Source organism: Stenotrophomonas sp. TWI819, from assembly GCF_039673075.1.
Classification (GTDB): domain Bacteria; phylum Pseudomonadota; class Gammaproteobacteria; order Xanthomonadales; family Xanthomonadaceae; genus Stenotrophomonas; species Stenotrophomonas rhizophila_B.
In genome coordinates, this window is sequence record NZ_JBDJKY010000001.1 from 534,682 (window position 1) to 549,918 (window position 15,237).

A 15,237-nucleotide genomic window follows, 5' to 3' on the forward strand; every position below is an offset into this window, starting at 1 on the left:
TGGCAAGAGCCGAATAGCGTTTCTCCGGCTGAACAGGAAAGTTCCATCCAGTTGAGCAACCCAACGACCAGATTCAGATCGGAAGCCGCCTGAGAAGAGCGCCCGTCACTCCACCCAGTAGACCGCCTTGAGCGCCTCCGCGAGTCGCGATCCCGCCTCCTGCGGCGTGAACGGTGGCGTGCGCGGCGGATCGTAGACCTCCGGGCGCGTGCCAGCCACGACGAGGTCGATGGCATAACAACTGCCATCTCGTACCGCGCGATAGCTCTCCGCGTTGACGTAATGGCTCATCGCCGCATCACCCACGGTGAAGTGCGTAAAGGGCACGCCGCCGATATCGACCGTGGTCGCCGCCGCTGGGCCGGTCGCTTCGGCGGGCAGCTCGAGACAGGCGCTGACCGCCGCGGCATCCTCGCTGCGCCCAATCCGCAACTCCCCGGCAGTAACACGATCCGAGCCCTCCAGCACCAGCGCCACCAGCGGTGTGCCCACGCTGTCCGGCGAAGCAAACAGCTTCCACGTGGGCGACGCCAGGTAGTCACGCTGGAAGTCGTGCTCCACCCGCCCCCCTGCAACCGGGCCAACCGCGATGCCGGACGACCCCTCCTGATACACAGGGGCCGGCCGCCGCCCGGCTGTGGTCGCAGCGGCCGCTGGGTCTGCCGCCTTCGCCGCCCCCGGGTCCGCGCCGCTGGGCGACACGATCGGGGCGGCATCCCCCTGACCCTGCGGCGAACAGGCGCAGAGCAGCATCGTCAAACCGACCGCGGCCAACCCTGCCTTGATGCGGATCTGGTTCTGCATGAGGGGCTCCACTGGCAATGGTCCCAGACTGCATCGCCCACCGTTAACGGCGCGCCACGTTCTCCGTGAAAGGCGCCCGCGCCAGCGCCGGCGGGCAGGGAGTCCCTCCCCCGCCCGCCCCGCCCTGCTCCCTCAGTAGTCATAGCTCACGCTGACCCGCAGCGATCGCGGCGCCTGCCGGATGGTCGCTGCGCCATACAGCGGATCGGGCTGGCCCGGATCCAGCTCGGAATACGGCGACTTCCACAGCGCCACCTGGCTGTTGAACACGTTGAAGACGTCCAGATTGAAGCCCAGCCGCCCCTCGGCCAGCGCGGGGCGGTAGGACACTCCCAGGTCCAGCTGCTTCAGCCACGGCAGGCGCCCCTGGCTGCCCGGAGGCGCCGGCTGCCCGTTGTAGAAGTGATACGCGACGCCATAGCCGGAAGGGTCTTCGAAGTCCGGCCCATACGAGCCCAGCGCACTGAACGGCGAGCCGGAGAGCACCTTGAGATTGGCCGAGACCAGCCACTCCGGCGTCAGCTGGTAATAGCCGTGGAGCTTGAACTGATGGGTGTGATCGTTGCTCTGCGGACCGTTGGTGTGCTCCATCAGCTGGGCGTAATCCCACGCCTGGGTCGTGGACACGGCGGTCTGGCCGATGCCGGAGAGCAGCTGCCCTTCGGTGGTGCCGTAGCTGCGCGACCAGGTGTAGTCGCCGCGGGCATACCAGCGGCCATCAAACGGATGTTCCAGCGAGAGGTTCACCGCGTAGTAGTTACGCTTGAACTGCGGGAAGCCCATTTCCGCGTTGCTCAGCGGGACGGTCACGTAATTGCCGCCGGTGTCGACCAGATTGAAGGTGTTGGCGCGCCCGGGGTTGATCAGCCAGCAGCTGACCGGGTTGCTGTCCTTGGTCACGTTGTAGCCCAGGCTGCTGGCCTTGCTGAGCACGGTATCGATATCGCAGTAATCGTCCACACCGCTGCGCAGCACGCGGTAGGTTGCCTTGGCCCCGTACACCCAGTTCTGCCCCAATGCCTTGCTGAAGCCGAGGATGAATTCGTCCTGGTAGGACGGTTCGATGCCGGAGGTGGCCACCGTCTTCGCATCCGGGAGCAGGCCGTAGTTGTTGTTGGCCGACACCGCGCCGGAGAACTGGGTGAGATCGGTCGGGTAGCCGTTGCTGTCGATGCCGCCGTAGGTGTAGTACGTCGAGGTGGCAAGCGTCGCACCCGCTGCATTGAAGGCCGGGTTCAGCGGCAGTGCGAGGTAGTAGCGCCCCACGTTGCCGAACACCTTGAACCGCCCATCGCCCTCGACGTCCCAGCTGAAGCCCAGGCGTGGCGCCCACTGCCCGCTGGTCTGCTTGATGTAGGCATCGCCATCGCGGTTGAAGTTGGTGAACTGATCCAGGCGCAGGCCGAGATTGAGCAGCAGGCGATCGGTCACCTGCCAGTTGTCTTCGATGTACTGCGCCCGCTGCGACGCCCGCACCGAGGCCAGCGCACTGTAGATGTACTGGCGCACGTAGTAGCCGTCTTCGCCATTACGGATCCCGCCGGTGGCCGGCACGCCCAGGCCGGTATTGATCGGCACGTTCGGGTTGGACTGCCCGTAGATCCAGTAGTAGCCATCGGCCGACGCGACCGAGCCTCGATTCAGCGCACGCGCGTTCTGGTTGTCGATGCCGACGGTGATGCTGTGGTTGCCCCACACGTAGTTGGCATCCAGCCGCAGGTTGTTGCTGCGGTTGCCCCGGTCGGGGTTGACCAGCAGCGAGGTGGTCTGCGCGTTGGTGATCGGCGCGCCACCGGTCAGTGCCGGGTTCTGCAACGTGGGGCTGTTGATGTAGGTCAGGCTGCCGTCGTAGGCCGGGTTGCCGATGTAGTCATCCGTGCGCATTTCGCCGTACTGGGCGCTGACGGTGAGCCGGTCGGTGAGGTAGCCGGTGTATTTGGCCGTCCACAGGTCGCCACCGGTTTTGGTGGCGTCTTCCTTGCCGCGCTGGGCGCCACGGGTGAGCGTGTCGTAGTCGTAGGCGAAGATGTCGCCCCGGAAGACGTTGCGACTGGAGGCGCCGGTCACTTCGAGCAGGTGGTTGTCGGTGATGTTCCAATCCACTTTGGCGTACCAGCGGGGGCGCTCGTACGCGTAATTGGAGTACGCATTGGTGGCCTCGACATTCTTGACGTCGGTGCCCTCACGGCGCTCCAGCTCGTAGGAGCCAAAGAAGAACAGCCGGTCTTCGATCAGCGGGCCGCCGGCGTAGATGCTCTGCGTGCTGACCCACTCGCGGTCCTTGCTCTCCGGCGCATACAACGCACCGTCGCCGGGATAACGCACGTCGTCCTTGTCCGAGCGCGTGGAGGCCGGCTCCCAGGTCGCCTGGCCGCCGAAATGCCATTCGTTCGTGCCGCGCTTGCCGACCGCATTGATCACCCCGCCGTCGGATCGGCCGTATTTGGCGCTGTAGCCGCCGGTATAGATTTCCTGCTGGTCGATGCTGCCGTAAGGCAGCGTCAGGCCGCCCAGGCCCCGCAGTGGATCGGTGCTGTTGAAGCCGTTGATGTAGTACGCGTTCTCTGCGGCAGACGAACCGCCAAAGCTCACCAGCTGCGCACCGGTCGGGCCGGCATACGTGCCGTTGCCGCTGTTGCCGATCACGCCGGGCGCGAGCTGTGCAATGGCCTCGGCCGAGCGGCCCAGCGGCAGCCGTTGCAGCTGCTCGGCCGTGATCACGGTGCGCGAGTCCACGCTGCTGACATCGATGGCCGCCGCCGCGCGGTCTGCGCTGACCTGGACGCCATCCAACCGGGTGACCTCGGCGAAGGAGACGTCGGTGCTGGTGCCAACCGTCAGCGCGACATCCTGTCGGGTCTGCACTACGTTGCCGTTGGCATCACGTGCCTCCACTGAGTAACGGCCAAGCGGCAGCTGGGGGATGGCGTAGCGGCCGCGCGCATCGACCGACACTTCACGAGTGAAACCCGTGTCGCTGCGAACGAAAATGCGCTGTGCCGATGCAGGCGCCTGACCGGTGATCGCGCCGGTGGTGGACTGTGCATGTACCAGGGGAGATGCGGTGGCAAGCAACACCGCCAACGCCAGCAGGTGCGGGCGCAGGGAAGAACGAGCTGTCGTCATCGTGGGGCAATCGATGGTGGGGGAAACGATTTCATTAACCCTGCTCATGGCCCGATCGAGAAATGCGCAGGGGTTATGTCGTGTTTGCCGATGGCGATATCGCGCGCGACCAAAACATGACATTCGTCACCGCGCGGGCTGCATCAGGACGCTACGCGGGCGAAGCGCGCAAGCGCCTTATCACGCCAGCGCCTGCCGTCATGAGCAATCCGCATCAGGCTGATGCAATCGCAGGGTCCCGCGCTTCCTACAATCAATCACGCCTCCCGCTCTGCGTCCCTATCTGGATTCCTCAATGCGCTTTGCTCTGTCCCTTGGTCTGCTGGGTGTGGTCGCCCTGCTGCCGTCCTGCACGCCTACCCCCTCCCCCGCCGCCACCGCCACGCCTGCTGCGACCGAGCAGGCGCCTGCGGAAATCGCCTGGCGCCACGGCGACGTAGACGACGCCTTTGCCGAGGCGCGCGACAGCGGCAAGCCGGTGCTGCTGTACTGGGGCGCGGTATGGTGCCCGCCGTGCAACCAGCTCAAGGCGACCTTGTTCAAGGACCCGGCCTTCATCGCGCTGACGCGCCAGTACGTGCCCGTCTACCTGGATGGCGATGAGGAAGGCGCCCAGGCCTGGGGCGAACGCTTCGGTGTACGCGGCTACCCGACCCTGATCGTGCTCGATCCCCAGCGCAATGAGCTCACCCGCCTGGCCGGCGGTAATGACAGTGAAGCACTGACCCGCGCCCTGACCCTGGCCGTCAGCCGGCGCACCGCAGTCAGCGAGGTCCTGCAGCACGCGTTGACGGCACCACAGGACGTCAGCGCGGAGGACTGGCGCGTGCTGGGTGACTACGGCTGGGAGGTGGATGCCAATCGCCTGGCCGGCGAGCGCGATGCGGCCTCACTGCTGCAGCAGTTGGCCAAGGCGGCGCCCGAGCCGGCCCTGCGGCGTCGCTTCACGTTGCTGGCGCTGGGTGCAGGCACGCCAGATGCGACCGCAACGCCGGCGCAGCGCGACGCCACCCGCAGCGTGCTGGAGGCAGTGCTTGCCGCGCCCGCGGAAGTCCGTGCCAACCGCGAGCTGCTCGGGTATCAAGGGCCGGCACTGGTGAAGCAGGCCAGCGCCACCCCGGCGCAGGCCCAGCAACTGGGCACGCAGCTTCTGTCCGCGCTGGATGCGGCCGACCACGCCTTGGGCGACAAAGCGGACGCGCGGCTGGGCACCGTGATCACCGAGCTGGCGCTGCAGCGCCAGCAGCATCCCGACCAGGCCATTCCGGCGGCACTGAAGACCAGGGCGCAGCAGCGCGTCGCCGCTGCCGATGCTGCCGCGACCACCCCGCACGAACGCCAGGCCACGGTCAGCACCGCGGTGTATGTGCTGCGCCAGATCAAGGACGACGCAGCGGCCGAAAAACTGCTGCTGGCCGAGCTCGACCGCAGTCAGACGCCGTACTACTACATGCCTGAACTGGCCGACCTTGCCGAGGAACGTGGCGACAAGGCCACTGCCCTCTCGTGGCTGCACAAGGCCTACCAGGGCGCGCAGGGCCCAGCTACGCGCGTGCAGTGGGGTGTGCTGTACGTCGAAGGCCTGCTCCGCCTGGCACCGGACGATGCGCCGGCCATCGAGCAGGCCACCGGCGAGGTGATTGGCGATCTCGCAGCGCAGCCGGCGGGCTACCACCAGCGCACGCGTCAGCGCTTTGAACGGCTGGGCGGCGCGCTGCAGGCGTGGAGCCGCACGCATCACGGTGCGGCGAGCTTGACCCGCCTGCAGGCACAGATGACCGCGAGCTGCACCAAGGCCGCCTCCTCTGCCGAGGGCACAGCAGGCTGCGAGCGCTGGCTGAAAAGCTGACCCAGCCAAATGCCTGTGATACCGCAGCCGCTACCCTTTCAGTTGCGTTTCCAGCGCATGCAGTCGCTGCAGATACGGTGCGGTCGGCACCAGTTCGGTTTCCAGCAGCGGTTTTGCCCGTGCCACCTGGCGGCGGGCCGCATCGCGCTCGCCATTGGCCAGCAGAGCCTCGGCCAATGGAACCCGCCAACGCGCAACCGACGCAGCGCCGTCACCAAACAGCGCTGCATTGCCCTCGACCACCGTGCGCCATCGGCTGGCTGCGAGGGCTGATTCACCGGCACGCAGCGCTGCTTCGGCCTGCATCTGCTGATAGCGCAGCTGCAGCGGCGGCGACATCGACGGCACCAGCGGCGCCATCTCCAGCAGCGCTGCCTCGGCCTGGGCAGGGTCGCCGCGCTGGATCATCCATTCGATCTCACCCAAACGTGAGATGCGCAGATCCGGCGCATCGGCTGGGCTGATCCGCTGCCAGATCGGGAGGACGCGCTGGATCAGGGGGCCTGCCTGTTCGGCACGTCCGCTGCGCATCAGCAACCGTGCGAGATTCATTTCGGCGCGCAGGCTGGAGGGCTTGTCCCGCCCCAACACCTGGCGGCGGATTGCCAGCGAGCGGCGGTAGAGCTGCTCTGCGTTGGCCATGTCGCCGCGCGCCTCCTCCAGGTTGGCATAGTTGTTGAGGTTGATCGCGTGGTCGATGCTGTCTTCGCCATTGGTGAGTGCACTGATGCGCAGGCAGGTATCAAAGCCTGCCGCGCTCTCCGTATAACGGCCCAGATCCATGTGCAGCAGCGCCAGTTCGCAGTACGCCATCGCTGTGCGGGAGCTGTCCCGACCGTACAACAGCAGGCTGAGTTCGCGCGACTGCAGCAGCAGCGGCGCGGCATCATTCGGTTTGCCCTGCTCCTGCAGGGTCATCGCCAGCGCATGCAGACCGTGCTGATAATCAGCGCTGGTATCGCTGCGGCGGCGCTTGAGCGCCAGCGACTCGCGCAGCAGCTGCTCCGACTTCGCCAGGTCGCCACGGTTGCGGTACATCAGTCCCATGTTCTGCATCACGGTCGCGGTACCACCTTCCGTTCCCGGCTCGCTCAGGCTCCCGCGCATCCCCAACGACTGCTGGAATGCCGCTTCGCTTTCGGGATACCGCTCCAGCTGGTTGTACGCCAGGCCCAGGGAGTTCAGTGCGTGCGCACGCGTCCGCGGATCGTCGTCGCGGTCGAGCAGCTGAAGTGCCCGCTCCGCGAACTTCAACCCCTCTTCGCCGCGCTTGCCGTTGCTCATCTCCACCGACAGGTCGCTGTAAGTCTGGGCTGCGAGCCGGGCGCGACCGACCGATGGCGACGAAAGGCCTTCGGCGGCGCTGCGCAGCAACGCCTCGGCCTGTTTGGGCAGGCCGATGTTCTGATAGGCGCGTCCCAATACGCTCTGCAGCCGTGCCCGCAACGCCGGCGAGTCCGCCAATTCGGCGTCAACCTGCGCAGCGCTGGCATCCAGCACCGCACGCGCACTCACCTCCTCGGTGCCGCGCGCACCGCGCTCCCGTGGATCGGCTGCGTCGAAGGCCGCCACCAGGAACTCGCTCACCTGCTCGGCGATCGCCGCTTCTTCCTGGGCGCGCGCATTGGATTCGCTTAAACGCCAAACGAAGCCACCCGCCATGGCAGACACCGCCACGGCTACGCCCGCCGCCTGCCAGTGGCGGCGCAGCCAGCGCTGCACACGGTAGCCTGCGCGTGGGGCGCGGGCACGCACCGGGTGATGCATCCGCCACCGCTCAATGTCGTCGGCCAGTGCTTCCACCGAGCCATAGCGCTGGGATGGATCACGTGCGCAGGCCTTGCCGGCGATCGCATCCAGATCCCCGTGCAGCCGGCTGTGCCAGGGGCACGTTGGCAGCGCCCAGGCACTGGGCAGCGGCACGATCGCGCCAGGCTGTCCAGCGTCGTTGCCAAGGCGGCGGTCGCTCAGCATCTCCACCAGGATCACGCCCAGGCTGTACACGTCGGTGGTGACCCCTACGTGCTCCCCGGCGATCAGTTCAGGGCTGGCATACACCGGCGTGTAGAAGCGGTCGATGCTGGACTCGGCGGCGCCGCCCAGCCAGCGGGCGATGCCGAAATCGAGCAGCACCGGCTCGTTGTCCGCGCGCACCAGCACGTTGCTGGGCTTGAGATCGCAATGCACGACCAGGCGCGCGTGCGCGGCCTGGACGGTGCGGCAGATCCGCACGAACAGACGCAGGCGCTCGGTCAATCCAAGCTGGTGCTCGCGGCATGCGCGGTCCAGCGGCTCGCCGTCCACGAACTCCATCACCAGATAGGGCTGGCCGGTGGCGGTGCTGCCACCGTCGTACAGCCGCGCAATGTTGGGGTGCTCCAGTCCGGCCAGGATCTGCCGCTCTGCCGCGAGCCGTTGACTGAACTCGGCGCTCGCCAATCCGCGCAGCAGCTTGATCGCCACGCGCTGCTGGTAGGTGTCATCGGCTCGTTCGGCAAGGAACACCGCGCCCATCCCACCGCTGGCCACGCGTCGGGTGAGCCGCCACGGGCCGATCCGCTCACCCACCTGCGCATCAGGCTCGGCGAGGTGCGTGATCAGTTCGCGCAACGGGCGATGCGCACTATCCAACGCCACGGTCTGGGCTTGAAGCAGCTCGATGACTTCATCCAGCAACGCTGGATCGTTCGTCATGCGTCCCAGTTCACTGCGCCACTCGGTAGGCGGCAGCTCGCATGCCGCATCGAACATCGTGCGCAGCTGTTGCCAGCGCTCATCCGTCATTGCCCATCCCCTGTCACGATAACGGCCCGGTTTACGCCAGGCGTTGATTGAGCCACGCCCTCGCGAAGCGAAGATCGCGATCCACTGTCGGCACCGACACCTCCAGCACGACCGCGATTTCTGCGCGGTCCATCCCACCGAAGTACATGTACTCCACCGCACGGGCAGCCCGCGCATCGTGCCCGGCCAACTGGTTCAACGCCTGATGCAATGCCAGCACTTCGTAATCGCAGGTCGGCGCATATGGCAGATCGCGATCAGCGTGCGACAGCGTCAGGTTCAAGGCGCCTGCCCCGCGCTTGGCGGCCGCACCGTTGCGTGCGAAATCCACCAGTACGGAACGCATCTTCAGTGCTGCCAAGGCGAAGAAATGCGCGCGATCGGAGAACTCCACCTCAGACCCCATCACCCGCAACAACGCCTCATGCATCAGCGAGGTCGGCCGCAGGGTCACATCGTCACGGTGTTGGCCGATACGCGCCTGCGCCATCTCGCGCAACGCGGGATAGATCAGTTCAAACAGGTATGCCTGCGCCTGGACATCCCCGCGGCGCCACCGGTGCAGCCACTGCGTGACCTCTCCACTCATGATTCCCGCTCCATCTCACCCGGCCTCCCCGGCCAGGCGGACCTCGTCCCTGACGCTCGATCATAGCGCAAGGCTGCTGGACCGTGAGCACGCCAGGTGCCGCCGTCGGAATCATGGCTGTGCCTCTCTGATCAGCCCCGCGGATGGGCCAGCGCGAAGTCCAGCCCCGCACACACCGAGGTGACCTGCGCCGCATTGCACTCCTGGGGCGAAGTGCGCGGGCTGTCCGGGTATACCTCGGTGGTGGTGGCGTACAACGCGTCGGTAAACCCGGCGCAGGCGCCGATAGAACGCGATTCGCCCCAGACCACGCCCGGGGATTGCAGCGGCATGCCGATCAACTCGCCGTTCGCATCGGCCGGGGCAATGTGGGTAACCTTCTCAACCGCGGCGATCAGCGCCTGCTGGAAGGCCGGCTGCGGGTCTTCGCTGTTGCCGATCACATAGAAGCCGTCCGGAATGATGTCCGGTACCAGCGCGATGCCATCGCGGGCGCAGCGCGCCGGGTCGAATTCCTGCAGATCGCTGTCGGTGGTTTCGTGCAGGTCCATGTGGACCAGCAGCGTGTCGCCCCGCGCGGCCATCCAGCGCATCAGCGCGGCCGCCTCCTCGATCAGGCCCTCGCCGCGGAAGCTGCGATTGGGATCGATCGCATCCGGATTCCAGCGCTGGATGCGCTCATAGCCCCACGGGCTGACGCAGGGCGCCACGATCAGGTTGATGCGGCCGGCATAGGCTTCGGCGTGCTGATCCAGGAACTGCAGCGCGCCATGCACGCCGCTGGTTTCGTACCCATGCACACCGCCGGTGATCAGCGCGGTCGGCAGTGCAGGATTCCATTCGTGGCTGACCACCGCGAACAGCGGGTAATGATCCGGTGCATAGTCCAGCTGGCCGTACTGGACCACCTCGAAGCGCTCCTCCAGGCCCTCGAGCGCGGCCACCACATCATCGTGGTAGCTGCGCTGTCGCTGCTGGGCGGCACGCCACTGCGCCCGCTCGGCGTCGCCCCAGGGGTGGCCGGGGGTGCCGATCGGGTAGAAATGCGTGTTGCTCATGGCCGTGCTCCAAAGAGAAATCCGGTCGCTGCGGCCGTTGGCTGCGTGCGACATTACGGGGGACATTCTAGCTGCGTGCGGGCATCCGGCGGTGTGCGCGCTGCCAACGCTGACACGAAAAAAGAGGACCGGTTGCCCGGCCCTCTTCTCTTTCCACATCGACGATCAGGCCGTCTGCGCCGCCTCATACCCATTCAAGCGCATGTCACTGGACGCGCGCCCCTGGGTCAGCGAACGCAGCGAGGTGGTATAGCCACCCAGTCGCGCCAGCGGTGCATAGCCGAGCACTTCCGCCTGGCCATCCTGGTCCTCGATCGAGGCCACCCGTCCGCTGCGACGGTTGAGGTCACCCACCACATCGCCGACATTGCCCGACGGCGCGTGGATGGCGATCTCCATCACCGGCTCCAGCAGCTGCGTGCCCGCCTGGGCCAGCGCCGCTTTCACCGCCTCGCTGCCGGCGCGATGGAAGGCCATGTCCGAGGAGTCCTTGACGTGGGTCTGACCGTCGACCAGCGTCACCTCGATACCGACCACCGGATGGCCCAGCGGGCCTTCGCCGAGTGCAGCGCGAACGCCCTTCTCCACCGCGTTGACGAACCCGCGCGGGATCGCACCGCCGACGGTGCGGTCGACGAAGGTCACCTCGCCATCCTCGCGCGGCGTCACATCGATCAGCACCTGGGCGAACTGGCCCTGGCCGCCGGTCTGCTTGGCGACCTTGCCCTCCACCCGCTGCACCGCACGCTTCGGCGTTTCCTGATAGGCCACGCGCGGCTCGCCGGTGCGGATGGTGACGCCCCACTCCGTGCGCAGGCGCTCGACCATCACCTCCAGATGCAGCTCGCCCATGCCCCAGATCAGGGTTTCACCGCTGTCCGCATCGGTCTCGACACGGAACGACGGATCCTCCTGCGCCAGGCTGGCCAATCCTTGGCTGATGCGGATCAGGTCCGAGGCCTTCTCCGCCGTCAACCGCCATGCCAGCACCGCATGCTGCGCCTGGATCGTATCGAGCAGCAGCGGGCGCGATGGTGCACTCAGCGTTTCACCGCTGACCGCATCCTTCCAGCCCAGCACCGCGACGATGTCACCGGCCACGGCCTGCTTGATGTCGTGGGTCTGGTCGGCCTGCACCCGCACCAGGCGACTGACCCGTCGCCCCTGCGGATGCTGCGAACTGGCCAGCGCGTCGCCCACCTTCAGCGTGCCCGAATACACCCGCACGAAGCTCAGCGCACCGTGGTTCTGGTGCGTGATCTTGAACAGCAACGCCGCAAGCGGGCCCTCCGGGTCCGGTGGCAGCAGCACGTCGTTGCCGTTCTCGGCGGCGACCACCGCCGGCCGATCCAGTGGCGAAGGCAGATAGTCGACCACCGCATCCAGCAGCGTCTCCACGCCCTTGCTCTTGAACGCCGAACCCGCCAGCACCGGGACGCCTGCACCGGCCAGGGTGCCGCGACGGATCGCCGCGCGCAGCTGTGCGTTGTCGATCACCGTGCCTTCCAGCCACGCCTGTGCCAGCACGTCGTCGGCATCGGCCACGGCCTCGATCAGCGCCTCGCGCTGCGGCAGCCACTGCGCCGCCTCATCGGTCGTCCAGGCATGCCGCAGGGCGGTGCCCTTGTCATCCCAATGCACGGTGCTGCGGTCGACCAGGTCCACCCAGCCATTGAACTGGCTTTCGGTCCCGATCGGCACGCCCAGCGCCCACGGCGTCGCACGCAGTTTCTCGCGCAGTTGGGTCAGCACGCGTTCGAAGGACGCCCCGGTGCGGTCCATCTTGTTGGCGAAGGCAATCAGCGGCACCCCGTGGCGACGCGCTTGGCGCCAGACCGATTCGGACTGGGGCTGCACCCCGTCCACCGCGGAGAACACGGCGACCGCACCATCCAGCACGCGCAGGGAGCGCTCCACTTCGATCGCGAAATCGATGTGGCCGGGGGTGTCGATCAGGGTCAGGTGATGGATGGGCTGGTCGCGCGGGGCCCAATGGGCCTGCACGGCGGCCGCGCCGATGGTGATGCCACGCTCGCGCTCGATCGCCGAGAAATCGGTGGTCGCCGCGCCGTCGTGCACCTCGCCGACGCGATGGATCTCGCCGGTTTTCCACAGCAGTCGCTCGGTGAGGGTGGTCTTGCCGGCGTCGATGTGGGCAATGATGCCGAGGTTGCGCCGGAGGGTAAGGGTCTGGGTATGGGTGTTCATGGGATAGGTCTCGCTGCCAACATCGGGGAGCCGCACGCCGCCGTTGGCTAACGGGCGTGCGGCCAGGTTTGGGGCTCGGCGATCTGGTGCATGGCACGTTCTCCTTCAAACAGTTCTGCTGCGTGGAAACGAAAAGAGCGCCCGGTGGGCGCTCTGCGTGGGGTCCAGGGTGACCGGTGTTCCGGTCAGCAGCCTCGCACTCCGATTGGCAGACGCGCCCGTGCCGCGACATCGCGGGTCAGGGTAAAAAACGTCAGCAGCGGCATCGAAGTCATGAGGGTCACCTGGGGTGTAGCCGGCATTGTAGACCTCTGATGGCCGGCCACAAGCCCCAATTAGCAGCACCATTGCAACACTGATCGTCATTTACACACATTTACACCATTCATGGCGGCGATGCTGGGTCGGCCCACCCCGCATGTGCGAATGTGTCGCAATTGCGAATGCGGCGACAATCCTTAAAATGGGGCCATATGCGTCGCCTTGACGACGCCCGCGAGGCTGGCGCCCCCCGACCCCGGAAGCCGAGCCAGCGCCCGCGCCCCCTTCCTCCGCGTTGTCGAGTTGTTGCCCATGCCCTGCTCCCTGACCCTGTATCCGCGCCGATTGCGCCCCAACCTGCTGGCCCTGGCCTGTCTGGCCGCTGCGATCGTTCCCACCGCCCACGCCCAGACCGCCACCGATCTGGACGCCGTACGCGTCAATGCCTACCGGGCGGCCAACAGCACCAGCGGCGCGACCAAGACCAGCACCGCGCTGGCTGAAACCCCCCAATCGGTGTCGGTGATTGAACGTGCCGAACTGGATGCCCGTGGCGTGCAGTCGCTCAACGATGCGATGCGCTATGTCGCCGGCGTCAGCCTGGAAAGCTCGGGCATCGACAACCGCGTGGACGACTTCCGCATCCGCGGGTTCGATGCCGGCAGCTGGTCCAACAATGTGACCCTGGATGGCATGCGCGCGCCGCAGGGCAGTCAGTGGAACCGCAGCATGTTCGACAGCTGGAACCTGGAGCGCGTGGAAGTGCTCAAGGGCCCATCTGCCGTGATGTACGGCCAGGTGGCCCCGGGTGGCATGGTCAACCAGGTCAGCAAGACGCCGACGCCGGATCAGGTGCAGCAACTGCGCCTGGGCGTGGATGCGAATGGCCAGTACAGCGCTGCCTTTGACGTGGGCGCCGGCACGGCCGGTGATGATCACCTGTTCCGCCTGGTCGGCCTCTATCGCGACGGCCAGACTCAGATCAAGCGCACTGAGCAGGAACACTGGTTCCTCGCGCCCAGCTACACCTGGCAGCTCGCCGAGCGCACCCGCCTGACCCTGCTGGGCATGTACCAGAAGGACGATGGCGGCTCGACCTACCAGTTCCTGCCGGCCGGCGGCACGCTCCATCCGACGGCGTCGGGCTACATGAAGAACAGCACCTTCATCGGCGAGCCGGACTGGAACACCTTCGACCGCACGCTGTGGACGGCCGGCTGGATGTTCGAGCACCAGTTCAACGACCACCTCACGCTGACCCAGAGCGCGCGCCGCACGCATGTTGATTCGCTGTTCCGCAGCGTGGTCACCTTCGGCGCACTCAATGCCGATGGCCGCACCCAGAACCGTCGCGGCGTAATGGGCACCGGCGACTCCGATGGCGACACCTTCGATACCCGCCTGCAGGCCCGTTTCAGCACCGGCGCGGTGGATCACACCGTGCTGCTTGGCTGGGACTGGCAGCGTGCGGACTGGGAGGGCGTGCGCAGTGCCATGAGCAGCCCCCGCCCGATCGACATCTTCAACCCGGTGTATTCGACCTACCGCCCGATGGTGAGCACGGAAACCCCGACCGCCGGCATCAACCGGCAGAGCGGCGTCTACCTGCAGGACCAAGTGGCGCTCGGCAACTGGCGGATGACGTTCGGCGGCCGCTACGACTGGACCAAGGACGACAGCAGCAGTGCCAACCGCAATATCGCTACCGGCATCTCCACGCCGGGCGGGCGCAATGTGATCAAGAGCGAGGCCTTCACCGGTCGCGCGGGCGTGCTGTATGTATTCGAGAACGGTCTGACCCCGTATGTGAGCTACGCCGAATCGTTCCAGCCGTCGACCAAATCGCCGTTGGACAGCTTCACCCAGACCGCGTTCGAGCCGGTGACCGGCTCGCAGTGGGAAGCCGGCCTGAAGTATCAGCCCGCCTCGGTGGACGGCCTGGTGACACTGTCGGTGTACGACCTGCGCCAGCAGAACATGATCGTGGATGATCCAGTGGCGTCGCATCGCAACTGCGGGGCGACCGGCACCGCCACCTGCTCGATCCAGGGTGACGAGGGCCGCGTGCGCGGCATTGAACTGGAAGGCCGGATCACGCCGATCGAGGGCTTCAGCCTGATCGGCGCCGCGTCCCGAATGGACTCGGAGATGACCCGTTCGGCGCCTTACCAGGGCAAGGAATTGGCGATGGTTCCCGACTACAGCGCCTCGTTCTGGGCGGACTACACCTTCCAGGCCGGCGCGCTGCAGGGCCTGAGCCTGGCCGCTGGCGCGCGCTACAACGGCGTGAGCTACGGCGACAGCGCCAACCTGTACCGGATCCCGTCCTACACGCTGTTCGATGCGGCGATCCGCTATGACGTGGGCCAGATCGGCAGCACCCAGGTGCAGCTCGCTATCAATGCCAGCAACCTGGCTGACAAGCGTTTCGTGTCGACCTGCACCGGCGTGTCGTCGTGCTACTACGGCAGCGGCCGCACTGTGATGGCAACCGCGCGCTTGGGCTGGTAATCCGTCATCGACGGGACCGGCCACTGGCCGGCTCCCGTCACACCGTC

Annotated in this window: 8 protein-coding genes; 2 read left to right on the forward strand and 6 right to left on the reverse strand. The window is 66.7% G+C overall.

All coding sequences use genetic code 11. The features are described from left to right. Window positions 1–105: 105 nt before the first annotated feature. Complete coding sequence (locus ABE463_RS02350; RefSeq protein WP_346467118.1) at window positions 106–804, reverse strand: hypothetical protein; 699 nt, start codon at window positions 802–804, stop codon at window positions 106–108. Window positions 805–936: 132 nt separating this feature from the next. Continuing rightward, window positions 937–3,930, reverse strand: coding sequence for a TonB-dependent receptor (locus tag ABE463_RS02355; protein ID WP_346467119.1), 2,994 nt, complete (start codon window positions 3,928–3,930; stop codon window positions 937–939). Between the two features lie 295 nt (window positions 3,931–4,225). Between ABE463_RS02355 and ABE463_RS02360 the strand changes: the two genes are divergently transcribed. Further along, window positions 4,226–5,779, forward strand: coding sequence for a thioredoxin family protein (locus ABE463_RS02360; protein ID WP_346467120.1), 1,554 nt, complete (start codon window positions 4,226–4,228; stop codon window positions 5,777–5,779). Between the two features lie 30 nt (window positions 5,780–5,809). Here ABE463_RS02360 and ABE463_RS02365 read toward each other — a convergent pair whose 3' ends face one another. The 4 genes from ABE463_RS02365 to fusA all read right to left on the reverse strand — a co-directional run bounded on the left by ABE463_RS02365 (window position 5,810) and on the right by fusA (window position 12,418). Beyond that, window positions 5,810–8,563, reverse strand: coding sequence for a serine/threonine-protein kinase (locus ABE463_RS02365; protein ID WP_346467121.1), 2,754 nt, complete (start codon window positions 8,561–8,563; stop codon window positions 5,810–5,812). 31 nt (window positions 8,564–8,594) lie between these two features. Further along, on the reverse strand, window positions 8,595–9,152 hold the full coding sequence (locus tag ABE463_RS02370) for an ECF-type sigma factor (RefSeq protein ID WP_346467122.1): 558 nt from the start codon (window positions 9,150–9,152) through the stop codon (window positions 8,595–8,597). Window positions 9,153–9,283: 131 nt separating this feature from the next. Then, window positions 9,284–10,210: a M14 family metallocarboxypeptidase gene (locus ABE463_RS02375; protein WP_346467123.1), complete on the reverse strand. Its 927-nt coding sequence runs from the start codon at window positions 10,208–10,210 to the stop codon at window positions 9,284–9,286. Window positions 10,211–10,375: 165 nt separating this feature from the next. Beyond that, window positions 10,376–12,418 (reverse strand): elongation factor G, encoded by a 2,043-nt coding sequence (fusA, locus tag ABE463_RS02380; RefSeq protein WP_346467124.1) that lies wholly within the window; start codon window positions 12,416–12,418, stop codon window positions 10,376–10,378. A gap of 573 nt (window positions 12,419–12,991) precedes the next feature. On the opposite strand from fusA, the gene ABE463_RS02385 reads away from it, so the two are divergent. Next, window positions 12,992–15,190, forward strand: a complete 2,199-nt coding sequence (locus ABE463_RS02385; protein ID WP_346467125.1) for a TonB-dependent siderophore receptor — start codon at window positions 12,992–12,994, stop codon at window positions 15,188–15,190. The last annotated feature ends 47 nt before the right edge of the window (window positions 15,191–15,237 follow it).

Bases quoted from the DNA above. Each gene is read 5' to 3' on its own strand.
- fusA (WP_346467124.1), bottom strand. From the start codon at position 12,418: ATGAACACCCATACCCAGACCCTTACCCTCCGGCGCAACCTCGGCATC.
- ABE463_RS02350 (WP_346467118.1), bottom strand. From the start codon at position 804: ATGCAGAACCAGATCCGCATCAAGGCAGGGTTGGCCGCGGTCGGTTTG.
- ABE463_RS02355 (WP_346467119.1), bottom strand. From the start codon at position 3,930: ATGACGACAGCTCGTTCTTCCCTGCGCCCGCACCTGCTGGCGTTGGCG.
- ABE463_RS02385 (WP_346467125.1), top strand. From the start codon at position 12,992: ATGCCCTGCTCCCTGACCCTGTATCCGCGCCGATTGCGCCCCAACCTG.
- ABE463_RS02375 (WP_346467123.1), bottom strand. From the start codon at position 10,210: ATGAGCAACACGCATTTCTACCCGATCGGCACCCCCGGCCACCCCTGG.
- ABE463_RS02365 (WP_346467121.1), bottom strand. From the start codon at position 8,563: ATGACGGATGAGCGCTGGCAACAGCTGCGCACGATGTTCGATGCGGCA.
- ABE463_RS02370 (WP_346467122.1), bottom strand. From the start codon at position 9,152: ATGAGTGGAGAGGTCACGCAGTGGCTGCACCGGTGGCGCCGCGGGGAT.
- ABE463_RS02360 (WP_346467120.1), top strand. From the start codon at position 4,226: ATGCGCTTTGCTCTGTCCCTTGGTCTGCTGGGTGTGGTCGCCCTGCTG.